The 21,702-nt window shown below is 70.0% G+C and carries 19 protein-coding genes; 10 read left to right on the top strand and 9 right to left on the bottom strand.

Going from position 1 to position 21,702, the window contains the following annotated elements; all coding sequences use genetic code 11:
* The first annotated feature begins 105 nt into the window (after window positions 1–105).
* On the top strand, window positions 106–1,092 hold the full coding sequence (locus tag ACO2Q3_RS04300; protein WP_423305300.1) for an NAD(P)H-dependent flavin oxidoreductase: 987 nt from the start codon (window positions 106–108) through the stop codon (window positions 1,090–1,092).
* 71 nt (window positions 1,093–1,163) lie between these two features.
* Here the strand turns inward: ACO2Q3_RS04300 and ACO2Q3_RS04295 are convergent, their stop codons facing one another.
* Entirely contained in the window at window positions 1,164–1,397 is a 234-nt protein-coding gene (locus ACO2Q3_RS04295) for a hypothetical protein (protein WP_423305299.1), read from the bottom strand.
* A gap of 403 nt (window positions 1,398–1,800) precedes the next feature.
* On the opposite strand from ACO2Q3_RS04295, the gene ACO2Q3_RS04290 reads away from it, so the two are divergent.
* Both ACO2Q3_RS04290 and ACO2Q3_RS04285 read left to right on the top strand, forming a co-directional pair.
* Window positions 1,801–3,405, top strand: coding sequence for a flavin monoamine oxidase family protein (locus tag ACO2Q3_RS04290; protein WP_423305298.1), 1,605 nt, complete (start codon window positions 1,801–1,803; stop codon window positions 3,403–3,405).
* 47 nt (window positions 3,406–3,452) lie between these two features.
* The gene (locus ACO2Q3_RS04285; protein WP_423305297.1) at window positions 3,453–3,848 is read left to right on the top strand and encodes a c-type cytochrome; all 396 of its coding nucleotides are present in this window, start codon (window positions 3,453–3,455) and stop codon (window positions 3,846–3,848) included.
* A 221-nt stretch (window positions 3,849–4,069) separates the two neighbouring features.
* Here ACO2Q3_RS04285 and ACO2Q3_RS04280 read toward each other — a convergent pair whose 3' ends face one another.
* A complete protein-coding gene (locus ACO2Q3_RS04280; RefSeq protein ID WP_423305296.1) occupies window positions 4,070–5,890 on the bottom strand; it encodes an alpha/beta fold hydrolase in 1,821 nt (606 codons plus the stop codon).
* 227 nt (window positions 5,891–6,117) lie between these two features.
* On the opposite strand from ACO2Q3_RS04280, the gene ACO2Q3_RS04275 reads away from it, so the two are divergent.
* Window positions 6,118–7,218 (top strand): NADH:flavin oxidoreductase, encoded by a 1,101-nt coding sequence (locus ACO2Q3_RS04275; protein ID WP_423305295.1) that lies wholly within the window; start codon window positions 6,118–6,120, stop codon window positions 7,216–7,218.
* 122 nt (window positions 7,219–7,340) lie between these two features.
* Window positions 7,341–9,176 (top strand): monovalent cation:proton antiporter-2 (CPA2) family protein, encoded by a 1,836-nt coding sequence (locus tag ACO2Q3_RS04270; RefSeq protein WP_423305294.1) that lies wholly within the window; start codon window positions 7,341–7,343, stop codon window positions 9,174–9,176.
* A 194-nt stretch (window positions 9,177–9,370) separates the two neighbouring features.
* Here the strand turns inward: ACO2Q3_RS04270 and ACO2Q3_RS04265 are convergent, their stop codons facing one another.
* Window positions 9,371–10,282: an SMP-30/gluconolactonase/LRE family protein gene (locus tag ACO2Q3_RS04265; RefSeq protein WP_423305293.1), complete on the bottom strand. Its 912-nt coding sequence runs from the start codon at window positions 10,280–10,282 to the stop codon at window positions 9,371–9,373.
* 89 nt (window positions 10,283–10,371) lie between these two features.
* The gene (locus tag ACO2Q3_RS04260) at window positions 10,372–10,884 is read right to left on the bottom strand and encodes a dihydrofolate reductase (RefSeq protein ID WP_423305292.1); all 513 of its coding nucleotides are present in this window, start codon (window positions 10,882–10,884) and stop codon (window positions 10,372–10,374) included.
* Between the two features lie 32 nt (window positions 10,885–10,916).
* Here ACO2Q3_RS04260 and ACO2Q3_RS04255 point away from each other — a divergent pair, with 32 nt between their 5' ends.
* Window positions 10,917–11,510 carry a DUF2846 domain-containing protein gene (locus ACO2Q3_RS04255; protein WP_423305291.1) on the top strand — a complete coding sequence of 198 codons (594 nt, stop codon included), beginning with the start codon at window positions 10,917–10,919 and terminating at the stop codon, window positions 11,508–11,510.
* 14 nt (window positions 11,511–11,524) lie between these two features.
* On the opposite strand, the gene ACO2Q3_RS04250 is transcribed toward ACO2Q3_RS04255, so the two are convergent.
* The gene (locus ACO2Q3_RS04250; RefSeq protein WP_423305650.1) at window positions 11,525–12,358 is read right to left on the bottom strand and encodes a thymidylate synthase; all 834 of its coding nucleotides are present in this window, start codon (window positions 12,356–12,358) and stop codon (window positions 11,525–11,527) included.
* A 125-nt stretch (window positions 12,359–12,483) separates the two neighbouring features.
* Window positions 12,484–13,038, bottom strand: coding sequence for a DUF924 family protein (locus ACO2Q3_RS04245; RefSeq protein ID WP_423305290.1), 555 nt, complete (start codon window positions 13,036–13,038; stop codon window positions 12,484–12,486).
* 138 nt (window positions 13,039–13,176) lie between these two features.
* On the opposite strand from ACO2Q3_RS04245, the gene ACO2Q3_RS04240 reads away from it, so the two are divergent.
* Both ACO2Q3_RS04240 and ilvC read left to right on the top strand, forming a co-directional pair.
* Window positions 13,177–14,205: an RcnB family protein gene (locus ACO2Q3_RS04240; RefSeq protein ID WP_423305289.1), complete on the top strand. Its 1,029-nt coding sequence runs from the start codon at window positions 13,177–13,179 to the stop codon at window positions 14,203–14,205.
* A 194-nt stretch (window positions 14,206–14,399) separates the two neighbouring features.
* Window positions 14,400–15,419, top strand: coding sequence for a ketol-acid reductoisomerase (ilvC, locus tag ACO2Q3_RS04235; RefSeq protein WP_423305288.1), 1,020 nt, complete (start codon window positions 14,400–14,402; stop codon window positions 15,417–15,419).
* Window positions 15,420–15,482: 63 nt separating this feature from the next.
* Here the strand turns inward: ilvC and ACO2Q3_RS04230 are convergent, their stop codons facing one another.
* Window positions 15,483–16,220, bottom strand: coding sequence for a tRNA1(Val) (adenine(37)-N6)-methyltransferase (locus ACO2Q3_RS04230; protein WP_423305287.1), 738 nt, complete (start codon window positions 16,218–16,220; stop codon window positions 15,483–15,485).
* Between the two features lie 107 nt (window positions 16,221–16,327).
* Here ACO2Q3_RS04230 and ACO2Q3_RS04225 point away from each other — a divergent pair, with 107 nt between their 5' ends.
* Complete coding sequence (locus ACO2Q3_RS04225; RefSeq protein WP_423305286.1) at window positions 16,328–17,338, top strand: polyprenyl synthetase family protein; 1,011 nt, start codon at window positions 16,328–16,330, stop codon at window positions 17,336–17,338.
* A gap of 188 nt (window positions 17,339–17,526) precedes the next feature.
* Here the strand turns inward: ACO2Q3_RS04225 and fumC are convergent, their stop codons facing one another.
* Window positions 17,527–18,918 carry a class II fumarate hydratase gene (gene fumC, locus ACO2Q3_RS04220; protein ID WP_423305285.1) on the bottom strand — a complete coding sequence of 464 codons (1,392 nt, stop codon included), beginning with the start codon at window positions 18,916–18,918 and terminating at the stop codon, window positions 17,527–17,529.
* 198 nt (window positions 18,919–19,116) lie between these two features.
* On the opposite strand from fumC, the gene ACO2Q3_RS04215 reads away from it, so the two are divergent.
* Window positions 19,117–19,407 carry a RusA family crossover junction endodeoxyribonuclease gene (locus tag ACO2Q3_RS04215; protein ID WP_423305649.1) on the top strand — a complete coding sequence of 97 codons (291 nt, stop codon included), beginning with the start codon at window positions 19,117–19,119 and terminating at the stop codon, window positions 19,405–19,407.
* Window positions 19,408–19,414: 7 nt separating this feature from the next.
* Here ACO2Q3_RS04215 and ACO2Q3_RS04210 read toward each other — a convergent pair whose 3' ends face one another.
* Window positions 19,415–21,505, bottom strand: coding sequence for a serine hydrolase domain-containing protein (locus ACO2Q3_RS04210; RefSeq protein WP_423305284.1), 2,091 nt, complete (start codon window positions 21,503–21,505; stop codon window positions 19,415–19,417).
* Window positions 21,506–21,702: the final 197 nt, after the last annotated feature.

The following is a 21,702-nucleotide window of genomic DNA, read 5'->3' as shown; positions in this document are numbered from 1 at the left end:
CCGCAAAAACTGGCGGATTGCGTACGGAAGCCTCTTGCGGAACCTTGCGTCAGAAGGGCGAAAAGACCGCATCCGCCGCAACGAGGCGAGACAGGGACAGGAAACATGATCAAGACCCGCATCACCGAGATGTTCGGTGTGGAGACCCCTATCGTCATGGGGGGCATGACCGGCGTGGGCTATGCGCCGCTGGTGGCCGCCGTGGCCAACGCCGGCGCGCTGGGCTTCATCACCGCCCACCACTCGCAGTCGGCCGAAGAGCTGCACAAGGAAATCCAGCGCTGCCGCGACCTGACGGACAAGCCGTTCGGCGTGAACCTGACCCTGCTGCCGTCGCTGAACCCGATCCCCTACGACGAGTACCGGCAGGCGATCATCGAGAGCGGCATCAAGATCGTCGAGACCGCCGGCCGCGCGCCGGTGGACCACCTGCCGGCCTTCAAGGCGGCAGGGGTCAAGGTGATCCACAAATGCACCTCGGTCCGCCACTCGGTCTCGGCGGTGAAGCACGGCGTGGACGTGATCTCGATCGACGGCTTCGAATGCGCCGGTCACCCGGGCGAGGACGACATCGGCCTGATCGTGCTGCTGCCCGCCACCGTGGACGCCATCGGCAACGTGCCGGTGATCGCCTCCGGCGGCATGGCCGACGGCCGCAGCCTGGCGGCGGCCCTGGCGCTGGGCGCCGAGGGCGTCAACATGGGCACCCGGTTCATGGCGTCGCAGGAATGCGCCATCCATGAGAACGTGAAGAAGAAGATCGTCGAGAACACCGAGCGCGACACGCTGCTCACCAACCGCACCCTGCGCAACACCAGCCGCGTGGCGCGCAATGCGGTGTCGGAAGAAGTGGTCGCGATCCAGCAGGATCCCACCAAGACCATCGACGACGTTCGCCACCTGGTGGCGGGCGTGCGCGGGCGGACCAATGTCATGGGCCAGGGCGACACCGACGGCGGCATCTGGACCGTGGGTCAGAGCCAGGGCCTGATCCACGACATCCCGACGTGCAAGGACATCGTCCGCAACATCATGACCCAGGCGGAGTCGGTGATCGAACGCGACGCCCGCCGGCTGCAGGTGACGGCCTGACGGACCGGGGCGGGGAGGGCCGGACCCGGCCTTCGCCCGCCCGACGTCGTCCTCGCGAAGGCGCGCCGGCCTCAGGCCTGCAGGCTGACCACGCCGTTCAGCGAATGGCAGTGGCCGCATTCGGCCGCGGCGGCGAGATCCTCCAGCGTTGCGTCCAGGTCGTCGCCGAAGGCGGCCAGCAGGCGATCGGGGGCCAGCACGTGCTCGGCCGAACAGACGGCGCAGCGCAGCACCACGGCGCGTGACTGCTGAATGCACAGGAACAGCGTCTGGTCGTGGGGTACGCCCCTGGTCTCGAACGCCATGCCTTGATCTCCGAACTGCTGTGCGCCGCCGCGGCCCGATCGGCCAGGGCAGCGGCCCCACCCCAATACGCGCCGACACGCCGGGTTCCGTCTAACCCTCGGTCCGATCGGCCGAATGTCTCCATTTTGCCGGGCTGCAAGCCATGTGGCGGGATTGTAGCCGAAAGACCGCGCGCGGGAATCACGCCCGGTGGCGGCAGGCCAGGCCAGGGCGCCGGATCGCCCCCGCACGCGTCACCGCGGGCGCCGAACAGGCGCCGGCGCCGCGATCCGGGCAGACCGGCGCTTCCCCGCCCGACGCTGACATTTCGAATTGCGCCGGCGCCGCCGTCTGGTCTGAGTGGCGTCGGCGTAGCCTCAACGGCGCGCTTGTGGTCGGTCGGATTGGGGATAGGGTCCTGATATGCGCGATATCTTGTCGAAGCCGATGCTTGGGGGGCTCACGCGGCGGGGCCTGATCGAACGCCTGGGGATGGTCGGCGGCATGGGGCTGATGCTCGCCGGCATGGAGGCGTTCGGCTTCGGCATCGCCTCGGCGAGCGCCGCCCCCCCCGCCTTGCCCGGTTCGGGCGGCGGCAAGAAGGTGATCATCCTGGGCGGCGGCCTGGCGGGGCTGACCTCGGCCTACGAGCTGTCCAAGGCCGGCTACGACTGCACCATCCTGGAGGCCCGAAGCTTCGCCGGCGGCCGCAGCCAGACCGCCCGCAAGGGCGTGACCATGACGGACCTGACCGGGGTCACCCAGACCTGCGACTTCGACGAGGGGCTCTATATCAACCACGGGCCGTGGCGGATCCCCTACCATCACCGTTCGACCCTGCACTACGTGAAGACCTTCGGCGTGCCGGTGGAGGTGTTCGTCAACGACAACGACGCCTCGTATCTGTACTTCGAGAACGGCAAAGGCCTGCTGGCCGGCAAGCCGGTTCGCAAGGGCCAGGTCGCCGCCGACGCACGCGGCCACGCCGCCGAGATCCTGGCCAAGCTGGCCAGCAAGACCGGCCTCGACGACCAGATCGGCGCCGGCGACAAGGAGGCGTTCATCGCCTACCTGGTGAACGAGGGCTATCTGTCCAAGAAGGACCTGACCTACGCCGGCACGGAAGGCCGCGGCTGGGACGTCCCCCCCGGCGCGCTGATGGATCCGGGCCCGGGCAAGCCGTCCAAACCCTATGCCATGACCGACGTGCTCAGCTCCAACATGTGGCGCACCCTGACTTCGGTGGCGCCCTGGGAGCAGCAGCGGACCATGTTCCAGCCGGTGGGCGGCATGGACCAGATTCCGAAGGCCTTCGAGAAGCGGATCGGCAATCTGATCCACTATTCGACGGTGGTCGAGAAGGTGACTCAGGACGCCAAGGGCGTGACCGTGCTGGCCGTGGACGACAAGGGCCAGCGCTCCACCTTCCACGCCGACTACTGCATCTGCGCCATCCCGCTGTCGGTGCTGCGCTCGATCGAGATGCCGTTCTCGCCGAAGTTCCAGGATGCGGTGGCCAGCGTCGCCTATGCCCCGGTGGGCAAGATCGGCCTGCAGATGAAGCGCCGCTTCTGGGAGGAGGACGACTTCATCTACGGCGGCCACGTCTATACCGACAACCCGGACATCAACAGCTTCTCGTTCCCCTCCACCGGCTGGCTGGGCGAGAAGGGGGTGATCCTGGGCTACTACCAGTTCGGGGCCAACGCCGCGAAGATTAGCGCCCTGTCGCCCGAGGATCGCGCCAAGTTCGCCGTGGATTTCGGCCGCAAGGTGTTTCCGCAGTACGCCGACAGCTACGAGAAGTCGTTTTCGGTGGCCTGGCACCTGGTCAAGTACAACCTCGGCGGCTGGGCGGAGTGGGACGAGGACGGCCGGCGCGACGCCTATCCGATCCTCTGCGAGCCGGAGGGGCGCATCTACCTGGCTGGCGAGCACATGAGCTATCTCACCGGCTGGCAGGCGGGCGCCATCGAGAGCGCCTGGGGCCAGATCGCCAAGCTGCACAAGCGGGCGATGGCGGCCTGACGCCGCCGCCACCGCCGTTCACCGCCACATCTTCGCAGGATCAGACCGTGACCGCCAAAGCGTTCAGCCCCGCCGTCTTTGCCGCCGCCCTCGGCCTTGCCGCCGCCGCCCACGCCGCGCCCAGCGGCCAGCAGCTGTTTCTCGACAACTGTTCGGCCTGCCACCGGCCCAACGGCGTCGGGGTGAAGGGCGCGTTCCCGGCCCTGGTGGCCGACCCGATCGCCACGGGCGACGCCAAGGCGGCCGCCTCGCGCGTGCTGAACGGGCGCGGCGGGATGCCGGCGTTCAAGGCCTCGCTGTCGGACGAGACCATCGCCTCGATCCTGACCTATGTACGCTCAGCTTGGGGGAACAAGGCCGGGCCGGTGACCCCGGCGATCGTGGCGGCGGCCCGTGGGTCGGCCGCCAGCCACCAGCTGCAGTCCGGCGCGCAGGCGCACTAGAAGCCGGCGCGCGCCTCAGGCGTGGGTGGTCACGGCGATGATGAAGACGCCGCCCAGCACGAACAGACTGAGGGCGACGTATAGAACCTGATTGGCCGTCATGGTGACGAAAGCTCCTTTGCGCGGCCATAGATGGGATTGAGAAGACGCGCCGCCAGGGGGTGGGGTTCCGATGGCGCCGTTTCCTGACAAAATGTGACAGGACGGCCATCGACCCGGCCTCAGGCGGGGCCGAGCACCTCGAGGATCGCCTCGGGGGCGCTGAAGTAGACCAGCAGGCCGGCGTGGGGGTGCTCGTGGAAGCGAACGTTGGGCAGGTGGCGCCACACCTGCTGGCGGCCCGTCCAGCGCAGGCCCAGGCCGTAGAACACGTCCCATCGTTCGCCGCCGACCTCGGCCGGTGGCCCCCAGCCGCGGGCGTAATAGGCGTGCTCGGCGGCGAAGCCCGCGCTGGTCCGCGACGAGAGCGCCTGGGCGTCCCGCACCAGCTGCGCCAGGACGGCCGGGTTGTCGGCGGTGCGCCGGTCGTCCTCGACGTCCTCCAGCGTGCCCAGGATCATCGCGCGCAGGGTGTCCGTCCGCGTCTGGCGCCGCATCATCTCGGCGAAGGTCTCGATGAGATGCGGGCGCGAGATGAAGGTGCGCAGCACGGCGGTGCGCAGGCTGAACCCCTCGTCCCACACCTGCGGCGCGTGAGCGTTGACCAGGATCGCGCGGCGCAGCCGGTGCGCATGGCGCTCGGCGAAGGCTAGCGCCGGCGCCACCGAGGCGTCGCGCGCCATCATGTCCACGGCGGGCAGCTTCAGGGCGTCGAGGATCGCCGCCATGTCGTCGGCGCAGCAGGCCATGTGCTCCCGGGTCGCCCGGTCGGTGAGGCCGAAACCGGGCCGCTGCGGCACGATCGGCCGCCAGCCGGCCTCCTGCAGCAGGGTGACGAACGCGGGAGGCAGGGTGCGGCCCGTGCTGGAGCCGTGCAGCACCAGGATCGCCCGGCCGGACCGGGGGCCATAGTCGATGAAGGCGACGCGCCGCTCGTCGGCCGCCGGGATGATCCTCAGCCGCCCCGCCGGGTCGGCGGTGTCCAGCAGGGTCTCGCTCATGCGTGTCAGGGTGGCCAGGGCGCCGGCCTCGACGCACAGCCGCACCAAGTCCTTGGCCTTGTTGACGCCGGTCTTGCCGAACACCGCCTTGAGCTGGCCGCGCACGGTGGCTTCCTTGACCGCCAGCGCCTCGGCCACCTGCCGCGCGGTCAGGCCCTCGGCGAACCGGGCCGCGGCGCGGGCCTCGGCCGGCGTGGCGCCGAAGGCGGCGCGCAGGGTGGCCTCCAGGTCGGCAGCCGGGGGATGGTCGCCGCACATCAGGTCCATCATGCGCCGCACCAGGTCCGGCGAGCGCTTGGCGCCGGTCTTGCGCATGGCCGCGCGCAGGGCGTCTCGGGCGGTCTCGCGGCCGACGCCGATCCGGTCGGCGGCGGCCACCAGGTTGGGCGAATCGAGCAGGGCCTCGGCCAGCCGGGCCTCCAGGGGCGTCAGGCCGAAGGCGTCCGCCGCCCGCATCGCCAGGTGGCTGGCGCGGGAGGGGGCGAAGGCCAGGACCGCCAGCCGCGCGCCGGCCCCGGCGCCGAGCTGCTCGCGGCAGGCCGGCGACAACGGCCAGGACTGGACGGACCCCGGGGCGCCCACACAGACCGCGATCACCTGGCCGTCGTGCGCCTCCGCGAGGCCCGTGGCGACCCCGTCCCGCGCCGCCTGGCGGGTGAGGCGGGCGAAGGCCTGGCTGTCGGTAGGGCGACCGAACAGGCCCTCGAAGCCTGGATCGGCGAAGATCTGTCGCCCGCCGGGCGTGAACACCGCGCCGCACAGGGCCGAGGCCGGCGCCCGCGCCGACCCGCCGGCGGCCTCGTCCAGACGCGCGGCGTCCGCCAGGGCCGCGGCCAGCGCCTCGGGCTCCCGGCTGGCGCTGACCTCCAGCCCCGGCCAGCCGTCTAGGAAGGCCTGCGAGGGCTGACCTTCGGCCAGCCGCTGGCGCAGCGCCTGCGGCAAGGATGGTTCGAGTTTGGCCCCCACGCTATCCGATCGCTGAACATGACGAATTCGACATTAGTCGAACCGTATGGTGTCGCCCCGGAAACATTGCAGCACGCCGTTCGGCGAACGTCCATGGGCCCGATCGGGCGGCAGCCTCGCCCGGCGCATAGTTTTTCTAACTGGCGCATTCCGAACAGCTGTTTAAGTCTCCGTCTCCAATCGCAACCCGCCGGGAGATCTCCGTGGCCGCCGACGCCCTCTTCAAGCCCTTCACCTTCAAGGGGCTGAACCTGCCCAATCGCGTCGTGATGGCGCCGATGACCCGATCCTTCTCCCCGGGCGGCGTGGCGACCGATGATGTCGCGGCCTACTACGCCCGGCGCGCGGCGGCCGAGGTGGGGCTGATCATCTCCGAGGGCACCGGCGTCGACCGGCCGGCCTCGCTGAACGATCCGAACATCCCCCGCTTCCACGGCGAAAGGGAACTGGCCGCGTGGAAGAAGGTCATCGACGACGTCCACGCCGTCGGCGGCCTGATGGCGCCGCAGCTCTGGCACGTCGGCGCGGTGCGAAGCCGCCGCGAGGACTGGGCCCCGGCCGGTCCCTATGACAGCCCGTCGGGTCTCTCCAGCCCGGGGCACAAGTTCGGCGAGGGGATGACCGACGCGGAGGTGGCCGACGCCATCGCCGCCTTCGCGCGCGCAGCCGCCGACGCCGAGCGCCTGGGCTTCGACGCCATCGAGCTGCACGGCGCCCACGGCTACCTGATCGATCAGTTCTTCTGGCAGGGCACCAACGAGCGCGACGACGCCTTCGGCGGTCCGTCGATCGGCGACCGCGGCCGCTTCGCCGCCGAGATCCTCAAGGCCGTCCGCGCCGCGGTCAGCAAGGACTACCCGGTGATCATCCGCCTGTCGCAATGGAAGCAGCAGGATTTCAACGTCAAGCTGGCCGAGACGCCGGCCCTGCTGGAAGCCTGGCTGCAGCCGCTGGTCGACGCGGGGGCCGACATCCTGCACTGCTCGCAGCGCCGCTTCTGGGAGCCGGAGTTCGAGGGATCCGACCTGAACTTCGCCGGCTGGGCCAAGAAGCTGACCGGCGTGCCGACCATCACGGTCGGCTCGGTGGGCCTGTCGGGCGAGTTCATCGCCGCCTATGCCGGCGAGGCGTCCAAGCCGGCGTCGCTGGACGAGCTGCTGCGCCGCCTCGACCGCGGCGACTTCGACCTGGTCGCGGTCGGCCGCGCGCTGCTGCAGGACCCGAACTGGGCGGTGAAGGTGCACCAGGGCCGCACGGCCGAACTGCTGGACTTCGACCGCTCGGCGATGGCCACCCTGTCGTAGACCACGTCCCACGCCGGCTTCTCGCCTGGAGGAGCCGGCAAGGGCGCCTTCGTTCAAGCCAACCGGCGCGCGCCGGGCCACGCCCGATGGCCGCACCTGCGCGGGCAGGCTAGAACCAGCGCATGATCCAGACCCTCGTCGTCCTGCTCACCGCCTCGGTGCTGTTCGTGCCGATCAGCCGGCGGCTGGGGCTGGGCAGCGTGCTGGGCTATCTGGTCGCTGGCGTGGTGATCGGCCCCTCGGTGCTGCGTCTGGTCACCGACATCGACCAGATCACCGAGGTCTCCGAGCTCGGCGTGCTGATGCTGCTGTTCCTGATCGGGCTGGAGCTGCGCCCGCGCCGCATCTGGCTGATGCGCAAGGCGGTGCTGGGGGTCGGCTCGGCGCAGGTGCTGGTCACCGGCGCGGTGCTGGCTGGCCTGGCGCACCTGGCGGGCGCCGCGTGGCCGGCGGCCGTCGTGCTGGGCGCGGGCCTGGCCCTGTCGTCGACCGCGATCGTGCTGCCGATGCTGGCCGAGCGCGACCTGCTGGGCGCCGCCTCGGGGCGCGACGCCTTCGCCGTGCTGCTGTTCCAGGACCTGGCCTCGGTGCCGATGGTGGCCGCCGTGCCGTTCCTGGCGGCGGGGCACACGGAGGCGGCGACGCCCTGGCTGTCGATCGCCAAGGCGGCCGGCGGGGCGGTGGTGATCCTGATCGGCGGGCGCCTCCTGATGCGGCCGCTGTTCCGCCTGATGGCCCGCGCCAACACCCGCGAGGTATTCACCGCCACGGCCCTGCTGCTGGTGGCGGGCGCGGCCGGCATCTCCCAGGCGGTCGGCCTGCCGGCCTCGCTGGGGGCCTTCGCCGCGGGCGTCCTGCTGTCGGAGTCGGAGTACCGCCACGAGCTGCAGGCCGACGTCGAGCCGTTCGAAGGTCTGCTGCTGGGCTTCTTCTTCATCTCGGTGGGCATGTCGGCGGACGTGCGGCTGCTGCTGGCCGACCCGGCGCTGATCCTGCTGGGCGCCCTGGCGATGATGGCCGTGAAGATCGCCGTGCTGCTGGCCATAGAGCTGCTGCGCCGCCAGCCGCTGCGCACCGCCGCGCGCATGGCCCTGGCCCTGCCGCAGGGCAGCGAGTTCGCCTTCGTGCTGTTTCCGGCCGCCCTGGCGGTGGGGGTGCTGCCCAAGGCCGCCGCCGGCCAGGCGACGCTGGTGATCGCCCTGTCGATGCTGCTCAGCCCGATGCTGTTCGCCGCCTCCGAGGCGCTGCTGATCCCGCGGGTGACGCCCAAGGCCGCGCCCCCGCCGCCGTTCGACGCCTTCGACACCCAGGAGGCGCCGGTGATCATCGCCGGCCTGGGCCGCGTGGGGCAGATCATCGCCCGGGTGCTGCGCATGCAGGGCATCGCCTTCACCGCCCTGGAGAAGGACTCCGAACAGGTCGAGCAGGTTCGCCGTTTCGGCAACAAGGTGTTCTTCGGCGATCCCGCGCGGCTTGACGTGCTGCGCGCTGCGGGCGCCGACAAGGCGCGGCTGCTGATCCTGGCCACCTCCGACGCCCAGGAGAGCCTCGGCATCGTCGAGACGGCCAGCCGCAACTTTCCCAACCTGAAGATCATCGCCCGCGCCCGCGACCGCTTCCACGCGCACCGGCTGCTGGAGCTGGGCGTCAACAACATCACCCGCGAGACCTACCACTCCAGCCTGCGCATGGCGGAGGAGGCGCTGAAGGCGCTGGGTCATCCGCCAGACCGCGCCCGGCGCGAGGTCGGCCTGTTCCGTGACTACGACGAGCAGCTGCTGCTGGACCAGCGGGCGATCCGCGACGACGAGAAGGCGCTGATCCAGAGCACCCGCAACGCCGCCGAGGAACTGGCCAGCCTGCTGGAGGCCGACCGCCAGAGGGCCAGGCTGCCGGAACCCAAGGCGGCCACGGGGGACGGGCCGGCGGTGGAGGCGGCGTCTTCAGAGACGGCTTGACGGGCGCGAGGTGTTGCGAGCGCCAGTCATCCCCCAGACTGTCATCCCGGAATTCGCGAAGCGGATATCCGGGACCGCGGCAGGCGCCGTCGCCCGCCATCGCGGACCACCATCGGCGTTTCCGGCGGTCCCGGATAAGCCGCTGGCGCGGCTTTCCGGGATGACAGTGAGGGAGGACGAGTCGACGCCCGTCCCTAGGCGTTGAAGTTCAGCTTCAGGCCCGGCCGCGGCCAGCGGCACTTGAACAGCTTGCCGGTGGACGAGCAGGTGATCCAGGCGTCGTGCATGTCCGGCCCGCCGAAGCAGATGTTGGTGGTGATCAGGTCCGGGAACGGGAAGTGCTCGGTCGAGCCGTTCGGATCGAAGGCGGTGATGCCGCCGTTGATGATCGTCGCCACGCAGACCTTGCCCGAGGCCTCCACCGCCAGGCTGTCCAGCAGCTGGTAGCCCTGCAGGTTGCAGATCACCCGCCCAGGGCCGAAGCCTTCCTGCGCCTTCAGCACGCCGGGGCGCTCGATGTCGAAGGCCCACAGCCGGCCGAGCTGGGTGTCGGCCATGTAGACCACCGTCTCGTCCGGCGACAGGCCGACCCCATTGGGCGAGACGAAGTGGCCGCGCGGGCGGCTGATGTGCGAGCCGTCAGGCTTGGCGTAGAGCAGGGCCCCGTGCTTGCGCCCGTCGGGCGTGCCGCAGCCGTGGTCGGTGAACCAGAAGCCGCCTTGCTTGTCGAACACCAGGTCGTTGGGGCCGTTCAGCGGCTCGCCGTCGCAGGCGTCGTAGACGGTCTCCACCTTGCCGGAGGCGATGTCGACGCGCTGGATGTAGCCGCCCTTGTGCTCCGGCGGGGTGGGGCCGGGGATGGTCAGGCCGTTCTGCTTGAGCCAGTGGAACGAGCCGCCGTTGTTGGTGACGTAGATCTTTCCGTCCGGGCCGATGGCCGCGCCGTTCGGCCCGCCGCCGGTCTCGGCCACCACCGTCTTTTGCCCGTCGGGCGTCACCCGGGTCAGGCGCTGACCCTCGATCTCCACCAGGATGATCGAGCCGTCGGCCATGGCGATCGGCCCTTCCGGAAACTGCAGGCCGTCGGTGACGAGGTGGATTTCCAAGGCGGTGCTCCCAGCGTGTTCTTGCCAACGTTTTCTTGCTTGCGCGAACCATGCCGCCGGGGCCGGAAGGCGTCCAGCCCGACGTCGGGTCAACGGCGCTCCAGAACCCGGAACACGAAGGCGTGGTCGTCGTCGGGGCCCGCCGCGTGCGCCTCGCGACGCACCTCATGCCAGCCGGTCTCGTCGATCGGCGGCAGGTGGACGTCACCTTCCGGCTCGGCATCCACCTCGGTGAGATAGATGCGGCGCGCCTTGGGCAGGGCCAGGGCGAACAGCGCCGCCCCGCCGATCACGCAGAACTCCTCGACCCCGTCCTCCTCCGCCTGCTCGCGGGCGATCTGCACCGCCTCGCCGAACTCTTCGCAAACGATGGCCTTCTTCGGCTCGAACGAGCCGTCGCGCGACAGGACGATGTTGGTGCGCTTGGGCAATGGCCGTACGGAGAGACTGTCCCAGGTCTTGCGGCCCATGATCACCGGCTTGCCCAGGGTCAGGGCCTTGAACAGGGCCATGTCGGACTTCAGACGCCAGGGCAGGTCGCCGCCGACTCCGATAACGCCGTTCCGTCCGCGCGCGACTGGGCCTAGGGTAAGGATCGGCAAGGTTGCGCTCCGCGTCCGGCAAGGGGGATTCCGTGAACAAGTATATCCGACCGATCGTGATCGGCTTCGTCGTGGCGTTCGTCGTCGGCTTCGGCGTGTCGGCGCTGTTCAACGCGCTGCACATTCCGAGCCCCGGCCTGTCGCTGTATTTCGCCATCTTCTTCGGTGGCTTCACGGCCTACATCCTGGCGAACCTGGCGGGCAACCGGAAGGTGGCCACCGCCGACGCCGGCCAGCAGGCCCAGGCGCTGACGATGACCGCGCCGGCGGACAAGGCGCTCGTTTATGTCTATCGGCAAGGCTTCGTCGGCATGGCGGCCGGCCTCAACGTCAGCGTCGACGGCAGGACGGTGGCCCAGCTTACCAGTCCGCGGTTCACCGTCGTCAGCGTGGCGCCGGGCGCCCACACCCTCACCGCAGGGTTCGGCGGCCTGGCTGGGGCGCAGAACAAGGTGGCCAGCGAGCCGTTCACCGCCGAGGCCGGCGGCGTCTACGCCTTCCGCCTGACCCTTTCGATGGGCATGCTGCAGAACAGCATCCAGATCGCGCCGATGCCCGATCTGGCTCCCGTGAAGGCCGCGCTGGGCGGGATGAAGATGACGGCGCCCGAGATTTCCGAGATCTGAGGGCCGGGGCCGCGTCAGACCGCGATCGGCGCCTTGATGACGCCGTGCGAGCGGTAGCCTTCCAGCGTGAAATCCTCGAGCTCGAAGGCCAGCAGGTCGGCCTTGGGCGCCAGCCGCATCGTCGGGAACGGGTGCGGGTCGCGCGCCAGCTGCCGGGTCGCCTGGTCCATGTGGTTCAGATAGAGGTGCGCGTCGCCCAGGGTGTGCACGAACTCACCCGGCTGCAGCCCGGTCACCTGGGCCATCATCAGGGTCAGCAGGGCATAGCTGGCGATGTTGAACGGCACGCCCAGGAACACGTCCGCCGACCGTTGGTAGAGCTGGCAGGAGAGGCGGCCGTTGGCCACGTAGAACTGGAACAGGCAGTGGCAGGGCGGCAGGGCCATGTCGTCGACGTCGGCGGGGTTCCAGGCCGAGACGATGTGCCGGCGGCTGTCGGGATTGGTCTTCAGCGACTGCGTGACGGCCGCGATCTGGTCGATCACCCGCCCATCCGGCGCCGCCCACGAGCGCCACTGACGGCCGTAGACCGGCCCGAGTTCGCCGCGCTCGTCGGCCCACTCGTCCCAGATGCTGCAGCCGCGCTCCTGCAGCCAGCGCACATTGGTGTCGCCGCGCAGGAACCACAGCAGCTCCAGGATGATCGACTTCAGGTGCACCCGCTTGGTGGTCAGCAGCGGGAAGCCGGCGGCCAGGTCGAACCGCATCTGCCGGCCGAACACGCTGCGCGTGCCGGTGCCCGTGCGATCGCTCCGCTCGACGCCCGAGGTCATGATGTCGGCCAGCAGGCCGAGGTACTGTCGCTCCGGATGGTCGCCCGATGCGGCGGACTCGGACTTCACGACGATGGGTGAGAGGGCGTTCACGGCGGCGAATCACTCGGTGGCTCTTGCGAGTGTCACCCTAAACCCTGTGGCCAGGGGTAAATTTCCCGCCAGAGCTTGTGGGCAAGTCGGCGAAGGTGTGGACAGTCCTAGCCGGCGAACCCGCCTTCATCGAGAAAGGCCTCCTCCTCCGCCGTAGTGATCCGGCCCATGGCTCGGTTGCGGTGCGGGAAGCGGCCGAAGCGGACGATGATGTCGCGGTGGCCGCGCGCCCATTTGGCGACCTCCGGATCGCCCACCTCCGCCGCCAGCGCTTCGTGCAGCGCCACTGAGCGGTCCTGGTCGACCATGGCCTCCGAGTGTTCGAACGGCAGATAGAAGAACGGCCGCAGGTCGGGCTCGACCCGCAGGTCGTGGCCGGCGTCGATGGCCTGGGCGGCGACGTGGCGCGCCAGCGGGTCGGTGGCGAAGGCATGCGCCGAGCCGCGCCAGAGGTTGCGCGGGAACTGGTCCAGCAGGATCAGCAGGGCCAGGGCGCCCTCGGCGCTGGCCATCCAGGCGTCATACTCGCCGCGCGCGGCGGCGAAGTGCGTCGGTTCGAACTTCAGCCGGATCGCCTCGTCGAAGGCTGTACTCTTGGCGAACCATCGCCGCGGTCCGGCGTTGCGCCAAAAACCAACTATATCACCGGGGTGGGCAGGCATTTATATCTCGAATGACGGCGTTCCATGATGAACCGCAATGCGCGACGTCGTTCAAGCGGGGTTCATCGCAGAAGGCTCATCAAGGCCGGGACAGGAAATGATCGGTGGCGCGCGGCGTCGCCGCAGGAGCAGAGATCCATGAAACGCACGATGACCGCGGCCCTGGCCCTGGCGTTTGTCGCCGGCGCCGCGATGGCCGAACCGAACGACAACAACAACGGCCAGGGCGGCCAGCATCAGGGCCAGGGTGGCGGCCAGCATGGTCAAGGCGGCCAGGGTGGCGGCGGCCAGCACGGCGGCGGCCAAGGCGGCGCCCAGGGCGGCGGCGGCCCCGGCGGTGGTGGCGGTCAGCACGGCGGCCCCGGCGGCTGGCATGGCGGTCAGGGTGGCGGCGGTGCGCCTCAGGGTGTCCAGGGCCAGAGCGTTCAGCCCCAGGCGCCGCAGGGCGCGGGCGGCGGCCCGAACTACCATCACTCCTGGCAGGGCCAGGGCCAAGGTCAGGGGCAGGGCGGCGGACAGCAGCCCGCCTGGCACAACCCCGGCTACCAGAACAACAACAACGGCCAGCCGGCCTGGCACAATCCGGGCAATCAGAACAACAACGGCGGCCAGCCGGCGTGGCACAATCCGGGCTACCAGAACAACAACGGCCAGCCGGCCTGGCACAATCCGAACGGCGGCCAGAACAACGGCTACAATGGCTACAATGGCCATGGCGGCCAGAACAACGGCTACAACAACGGCTACAACAACGGCCAGGGCTGGCACGGCGGCCCGGGCGGTCAGAACGGCCAGTGGAACAACAACAACCATGGCTGGAACAACGGCCATGGCGCCCCCGGCTACCTGCCCGGCGGCCATGCGCCCCGCGATCGCGACCGCGGCCGCTCCTGGTTCCAGTCGGGACGCTTCCCCGAGAGCTTCCAGGCCCATCACCGCTACCGCGCGCCGTTCTACCGGCCGAACGGCTGGTACTATCAGCGCTGGAGCTACGGCGAGTTCCTGCCCTTCGGCTGGTTCGGCCCGTCCTTCTACCTGAACTGGGGCGCCTATGACCTGCCGGCGCCGCCGATCGGCTGCGAATGGGTGCGCCAGGGCGACGACGCCCTGCTGGTGGACATCTACACCGGCGAGGTGCTGTCGGTTTACTACGACGCCTTCTACTGAGGCGTGAGCGGGCGCCCGCAGGGGCGCCCCTCGCACAGGCAATGCCGGGGCCATCGTGGCGGAAAGCGCTGCGGTGGCCCTTTTGCATGCGCATCCGGCGTTGACGTGCGGCGAAAAAACCTATCAATCGCGCCCGTTGTCAGGGCCGCCTTTTGCGCGGTTCCTCGGTTCCAAGCCTATCCGGAGAAAATATCATGCGCGTCTACTACGACCGCGACGCCGATCTCGCCCGCATCCTGGACAAGAAGATCGCCATTGTGGGCTACGGCTCGCAAGGCCACGCCCATGCGCTCAACCTGCGGGACTCCGGCGTAGCGAATGTAGCGGTCGCGCTCCGCGCCGGCTCGCCCACCGCCAAGAAGGCGCAAGGCGAAGGGCTGAAGGTGATGACCGTCGCCGAGGCCGCGGCCTGGGCCGACATGATCATGATCCTGGCCCCCGACGAACTGCAGGGCTCGATCTACCGCGACGAGATCGCCCCCAACATCCGCGACGGCGCCGCGCTGCTGTTCGCCCACGGCCTGAACGTGCACTTCAAGCTGATCGAGCCCAAGGCCTCCATCGACGTGCTGATGGTGGCGCCCAAGGGCCCCGGCCACACGGTGCGCGGCGAATACCAGAAGGGCGGCGGTGTGCCGTGCCTGATCGCCGTCGACCAGAACGCCACCGGCAACGCCCTGGACCTCGGCCTGGCCTACGCCTCGGCGATCGGCGGCGGCCGCTCTGGGATCATCGAGACCAACTTCCGCGAGGAATGCGAGACCGACCTGTTCGGCGAGCAGGCCGTGCTCTGCGGCGGCCTGGTGGAGCTGATCCGCGCCGGCTTCGAGACCCTGGTGGAAGCCGGCTACGCGCCGGAGATGGCCTATTTCGAGTGCCTGCACGAGGTGAAGCTGATCGTCGACCTGATCTACGAAGGCGGCATCGCCAACATGGACTACTCGGTGTCCAACACCGCCGAGTACGGCCAGTACGTGTCCGGCCCCCGCGTGGTCACGCCTGAGACCAAGGCGGAGATGAAGCGGATCCTCGACGACATCCAGTCGGGCCGTTTCGTGCGCGACTGGATGCTGGAATGCGCCGCCGGCCAGCCCAGCTTCAAGGCCACCCGTCGCCGCGGCGCCGAGCACCAGATCGAAGAGGTCGGTGGTCGTCTACGCGCGATGATGCCCTGGATCACCAAGAACAAGCTGGTCGACCAGGCGAAGAACTGATCATCCCGCATCGACGGGATCGGGGAGGGGACGTCCGCTGGGCGTCCCCTTTTTCGTGTCTCGCTAGTCCCAGCCCAGCGCCGCCTCACCCCTGAGGATCGCTTCGGCCTGCAGGGTGTGCTTGCCGCCGGCCCGGTCGTGCAGCACCAGGGGCGGCAGGATGCGCAGGGGCGCCTTTCCGGTCTTCACCGCCCGCACGATCACCCGCTTGGCCGGGACGTCGGCGAACGGATGCACCGGGCGCACGGTGAACGAGCCCGCCTTGGGGGCGAGATGGGCCATGATGTCGGCCAGCCGGTCGGCGCGGTGGATCATCACGATCGCCCCCCTCTCGCGTACCGCCTTGAGCAGGAAGGCGCACCAGGCGGCGAGGCCCTCCACGGCGATCCAGGCGGCGCGCTTGGCGGGATCGGGCGCGCGCAGGGCGCCCTCGTCGTCGAAGAACGGCGGATTGGCCATGGCCATGTCGAATGGGGGCAGGCCGAGCTTCGAGAACGGCTGTCCCACATCGGCGCGGCGCGCCTCGACGCGATCGCCAAGAGCATTGAGCACGATGTTCTGCTGCGCCAGGGCCACCGCCTCGGGATCGCTTTCCAGGCCCAGGAACCTCGCCCCCGGACGCCTGGCGGCGGCCGCCAGCAGCGCCGCGCCCGCGCCGCACCCGGCCTCCAGCACGGCCTGGCCGTCGCTGGCGTCGCAGGCCGCCGCCAGCAGCGCCGCGTCCATTCCCGCCCGATAACCGCGCGCCGGCTGGCGTAGTACAATCCGCCCGCCCAGCAGACGATCCTCGGTCACTTCCATGGGGTGCGTCGCTTCAAGCCTTGTGCTTGTCTCTGGCCTGACCTATCCCGCCTTTGACTATCTTCCGCAACGCCGCGTGGGCGGGCGGCGAACAGGAGCAGAAGGACTTGGACGCAGCCAAAGCCGCCGTCGCCCGGCCAGCCGGCTCCGTCGAGCGCCTGGCCAAGCTCGCCGCCGCCGATATGGCGAGCGTTGACGCCCTTATTGTGGCGCGCATGCAAAGTCCGGTGAGCGTGATCCCGGCGCTGGCGGACCATCTGATCGAGGCGGGCGGCAAGCGCCTGCGGCCGTTGCTCACCGTCGCCGCCTCGCGCCTGTGCGGCGGGCGCGGCGATGCGGCCTGGAAGCTGGCGGCCGCGGTGGAGTTCATCCACACCGCCACCCTGCTGCACGACGACGTGGTGGATTCCTCGCAATTGCGCCGTGGCAAGGTGGCCGCGCACCTGATCTGGGGCGCCCCCTCCAGCGTCCTCGTCGGCGACTTCCTGTTCGCCCGCGCGTTCGAGCTGATGGTCGAGACGGGCGCCATGAAGGCGCTGGACATCCTGGCCCGGGCCTCGCGCGTGATCGCCGAGGGCGAGGTGCTGCAGCTGACCCGCGCGCACGACCTCAACCTGTCGCAGGCGATGTATCTGGAGATCATCTCGGCCAAGACCGCCGAGCTGTTCGCCGCCGCGGCCGAGGCGGGCGCGGTGGCCGCCGGCGCCGACGACGTCCTTTCGGCCGCCCTGCGCGCCTACGGCATGAACCTGGGGCTGGCGTTCCAGCTGGCCGACGACGCCCTGGACTACGGCGGCGCCACCGAGACCCTGGGCAAGAACGCCGGCGACGACTTCCGCGAGGGCAAGGCCACTCTGCCGCTGCTCCTGGCCATCGCCCGCTCCGGCCCGCGCGAGGCCGACTTCTGGGAACGCGCCATCAACCGCCGTGACCAGACCGACGCCGACTTCCGCCGCGCGCGCGAACTGATCATCGGCACCGGCGCCCTGGAAGCCACCCTGGACCTGGCCGCCGACTACGCCGAGACCGCCAAGGCGGCCCTGGAACACTTCCCGGCCAGCGACTGGCGCGAGGCGCTCTCCGCACTGGCGGATTTCGCGGTGAGCCGGCGGGCCTAGAAGCTGAGGGGCCGGCCGCCACTGCGACCTCATTCACTGTCATCCCGGAATCTGCGCAGCAGATATCCGGGACCGCCGGAAGCGCCGACACCTGGCCTCGTGGCGAGCGTCAGCGTTTGCCGCGGTCCCGGATATTCGCTTCGCGAATTCCGGGATGACAGAAGAGGGGGTGAGGGGCTTTCGCAACCTCAGCCCGGGCTGATCATCTTCTCCGGGCGGACGTATTCGTCGAACTCGGCGTCGGTGACATAGCCGCCGCCCACCGCTTCCTCGCGCAGGGTGGTGCCGTTCTTGTGCGCGGTCTTGGCGATCTTGGCGGCGTTGTCGTAGCCGATCTTGGGCGCCAGGGCGGTGACCAGCATCAGCGAGCGCTCCAGCGAGCTCTTGATGTTGTCCTCGCGGGCCTCGATGCCCACCACGCAGTTGTCGGTGAAGCTGATCGCCGCGTCGCTCAGCAGACGGCAGGACTGCAGGAAGTTGTAGGCCATCACCGGGTTGAACACGTTCAGCTCGAAATGGCCGGAGGCGCCGGCGAAGCTGATGGCGGTGTTGTTGCCCATCACGTGGGCGCAGACCATGGTCAGCGCCTCGCACTGGGTGGGATTGACCTTGCCCGGCATGATCGATGACCCCGGCTCGTTCTCCGGCAGCGACAGCTCGCCCAGGCCGGACCGCGGGCCGGACCCCAGGAAGCGGATGTCGTTGGCGATCTTGAAGAGGGCGGCGGCGGCGCTGTTGATCGCGCCGTGGCTGAATACCATCGCGTCGTGCGCGGCCAGGGCCTCGAACTTGTTCGGCGCGGTGATGAACGGCAGGTGGGTGATGGCGGCGATGCGTTCGGCCACCTTTTCGGCGAAGCCGATTGGGGCATTGAGGCCGGTGCCCACCGCGGTGCCGCCCTGGGCCAGCTCATAGAGGCCGTAGAGGGTGTCCTTGATGCGCCGCACGGCCATCGCCGTCTGGTGCGAGTAGCCGCCGAACTCCTGGCCCAGGGTCAGGGGGGTGGCGTCCTGGGTGTGGGTGCGGCCGATCTTGATGATGTGGGCGAAGGCGTTGGTCTTGACCTTCAGGGCCGCGTGCAGGTGCTCCAGCGCCGGCATCAGGCTGCGCGCCACTTCCTCGGCGCAGGCGATGTGCATGGCCGTCGGATAGGTGTCGTTGGACGACTGGCTCATGTTGACGTGGTCGTTGGGGTGGATCGGGCTCTTGGAGCCCATCACCCCGCCCAGCATCTCGATGGCGCGGTTCGAGATCACCTCGTTGGCGTTCATGTTCGACTGGGTGCCCGAGCCGGTCTGCCAGACCACCAGCGGGAAGTGGTCGTCGAGCTTGCCGTCGATCACTTCCTGGGCCGCCGCCACGATGGCGTCGCCGAAATTGTTGTCCAGCTTGCCCAGCGCCATGTTGGCCTCGGCCGCGGCGCGCTTGACGACGCCCAGGGCCTTGATCACCGGCCGCGGCTGCTTCTCCCAGCCGATCTTGAAGTTCTGCAGCGAACGCTGGGTCTGCGCGCCCCAGTAGCGGTCGGCGGGGACCTCGATGGGGCCGAAGGTGTCGGTTTCGATGCGCGTGGCGGTCATGGTCGTCCCAGGCAAGAAGCTATGGCGGGGGTTTAGCCGGATACGCCGCCCTGGCAAGCCGGAACGCGCCCTTCGCGCCCGGCCCGTCAACGCCTATAGGGAGGCGTGACCCTGGGCCAGAACGACATCCCCTCCGCCGACGGCTGGACCGGCCGCGGCAAGGTCCGTGCGCGCGAGGCGGGCGGGGCGCTGACGGTGATGATCGATGGCCTGACCACGCAGGCCAAGTACTACAAGCCCCTGGTCTACGAGTTCTTCCGCAAGGAATGGCGCGGTTCTCGGCCGGCCTGGGGCGAGTTCGCGGTCGAGATCCAGATGGAATACACCGGCGATCCGCCGTGGATGGATCTCGACAACCTGGCCAAGGCGCTGCTGGACGCCATCAAGGGCTACGCCTTCCACGACGACGCCCAGGTGCGCCGGCTGCTGGTGGAGCGCCGCGCCGGCGAGCGCGAGCGGATCACCATCCAGGTCACCCGGGATCCTTGAGGTCGGCTCAGCCCGTCCAGGGCTCCAGAGCGCCCCAGAATCCCAGCAGCACCGCGTAGCCGGCGAAGATCAGGGCGGTGACGGTGAAGCGCGCCTTGCGCCCGGCGGTCCAGCTGTCCAGCCGGCGGCCGCCGCCGCGCCACACCAGGGGAATGAACACCAGGCTGACCACCGCCATGATCGCCGCGACCAGGGCGCAGGCCGAGGCCAGCAGCAGGTTCCAGCCCGGCCAGTCGTACATCATCTGCGCCGGGTCCCTCACGTTCATGGCCCAGCCGCCGAACAGGCCCGCGGCGACGATCCACAGGATCGCCTGGCTGGACTGCAGCAGGCTGGCCCGACGCTGGCCGGAGGTCTCGCGGAAGTCCCGCCTGGCCCGCATCACCACCCCGCCGAGGGTGGCCAGCGAGGCCACGAGGGCCAGGGTCGTCATCCAGGCCAGCGCTGCGGCCTGGCCGAGGAATCCGACGCGCTCGAACGTGAGGCCGCCCCAGGGTGCGAAGAAGCGACCCGCCCGGCCACCGTCCCGGCGGTCGAACACCAGGCGCTGGGGGCCGTCGTCGCTGGCGAACCAGCCGCGCGCCGGCGCGCCGTCCAGCGACCAGACCCCACCCACGTCGGCGCCGCGCACCAGCAGCTTGCCATTGTCGCTGATGCGCACGGTCTCCGTCGCCAGCAGCCGGGTCACGAACCCCTCGAGGCCGCCCCAGGCGCGCCGGTCGTTCAGGTAGACGCCCTCGAAGGCCTGGCGGTCGGCGATCAGGGCGTTCGAGCCGGGCAGCAGGGCCGGCGGCGGGCCGGCGTAGAACCGCTGCACCAGATGGGCCGGCAAGGCGCTGACCAGGGCGCCTGCGCTGTCGGTGTTGCCGGTCACAAAGACGCCCAGTCCCAGTTCCGGAACCAGCACCATGTTGGTGTGAAAGGACAGGGTCGCGCCGCCCAGGCCGACCCCGCCGAAGTCGCCCGGCAGCGCGGTCTCCAGCAGGCCGTGGCGCCAGGCCGGCAGGCCGCGGGCGGGCGTCGGCTGCGGGCTTGAGAAGGCGATGGCGGTGGGCTCGCCGTAGATGGTCACGCCGTCCAGGCTGCCGTTGCCCAGCAAGGCCAGCATGAAGCGCGACATGTCGCCGACGCTGGCCGAGCCCCCGGTGGCGGGGCCGACCTGCTCCCAGTATTCGGCGCTGCGTAGGCGGTAGCCTGCCGTGGTCCAGCGGAAGCCCCGCGACAGATCCCCCGCCAGGGCGGGCGCCAGCGGCGCGGGCAGGCCTGTCGCCGGGCCGTGCGGCTCGCGGAAGCTGGTGTGGGCCAGGCCGAGCGGGCCGGTGATCTGGTCCTCCACCAGGGTTTCGAAGGGCTTGCCGCTCACCTCCGACACCGCCTCGCCGGCCAGTGCGACGCCGTAGTTGGAATAGCTGACGGCCGCCCCGGGCTCGCGCACCCGGCGTGGTCGCTCCTGCCGCAGATAGGTGGCCAGCGGCCGGACGCGCCCCTCGTCGCGCTCGACCAGCTGGCCCAGGGCGCGATCCTCGAACCCGGCCGTATGGTTCATCAGCTCCAGCAGGGTGATCGGCCGCGAGTAGCCCTGGTCACGGATGCGCAGGGCGTCGGGCAGGTACTGGTTCACCCGCGCGTCCAGCCGCATGCGCCCGGCCTCGGCCTGGCGCAGGACCAGGATCCAGGTGAAGGCGTTGGAGACGGGACCCAGGCGGAACAGGGTCCTGTCCGGATCCACGGGCCGGTACGGCGCGAAGTCCGCCGCGCCATACCCCTTCTTCAGCAGCACCTGGCCGTGCTGCACCACCGCCACCGCGGCGCCGGCGATGTGATCTCGCGTCATCGCCTGGCGAACGACGCCGTCGACAAACGCCTCCAGTTCGGCCGGCGGCATGTCCTGCCCGGGCGCGAGACGGGCGCCGGGACGTGCCGGCGCCTGAGGGGCGGCGGCGGCGGCGGCGGCCGGAGCCGGCGGATGGGCGGCGACCGGGTGGGGCGCGGGCGGGGAGGCGGCGGGCGCCGTCGCCACCGGGCCGGCAGGCGGCGGGACCGGCTGAGCACGGCTCGCGGGCGCCGCCAGCAACAGGGCTGCGGCCAGCAGGCGCAAAACTCCGCCGCGCCCGCGAAGGGAGCGCCACCCGTTCGTCATGGACGCAGCCCCCGTCGTCGCGAACATCCCCGTTCTAGTGCGACAAGCTGCCGCCCGCTAGAGCATGTCAGGCGAAAGTGGATCCGGCTTCGCCGCCCGGACACGCTCTAAATGTTTGAAATAGAGCCCTTCTTGACGGGGCAGATGAATTCATC

The sequence above is a fragment of the Caulobacter sp. KR2-114 genome, from assembly GCF_049446115.1.
In the GTDB taxonomy this organism is placed as follows: Bacteria; Pseudomonadota; Alphaproteobacteria; order Caulobacterales; family Caulobacteraceae; genus Acaudatibacter.
This window is presented reverse-complemented; position numbering and strand designations above follow the sequence as displayed.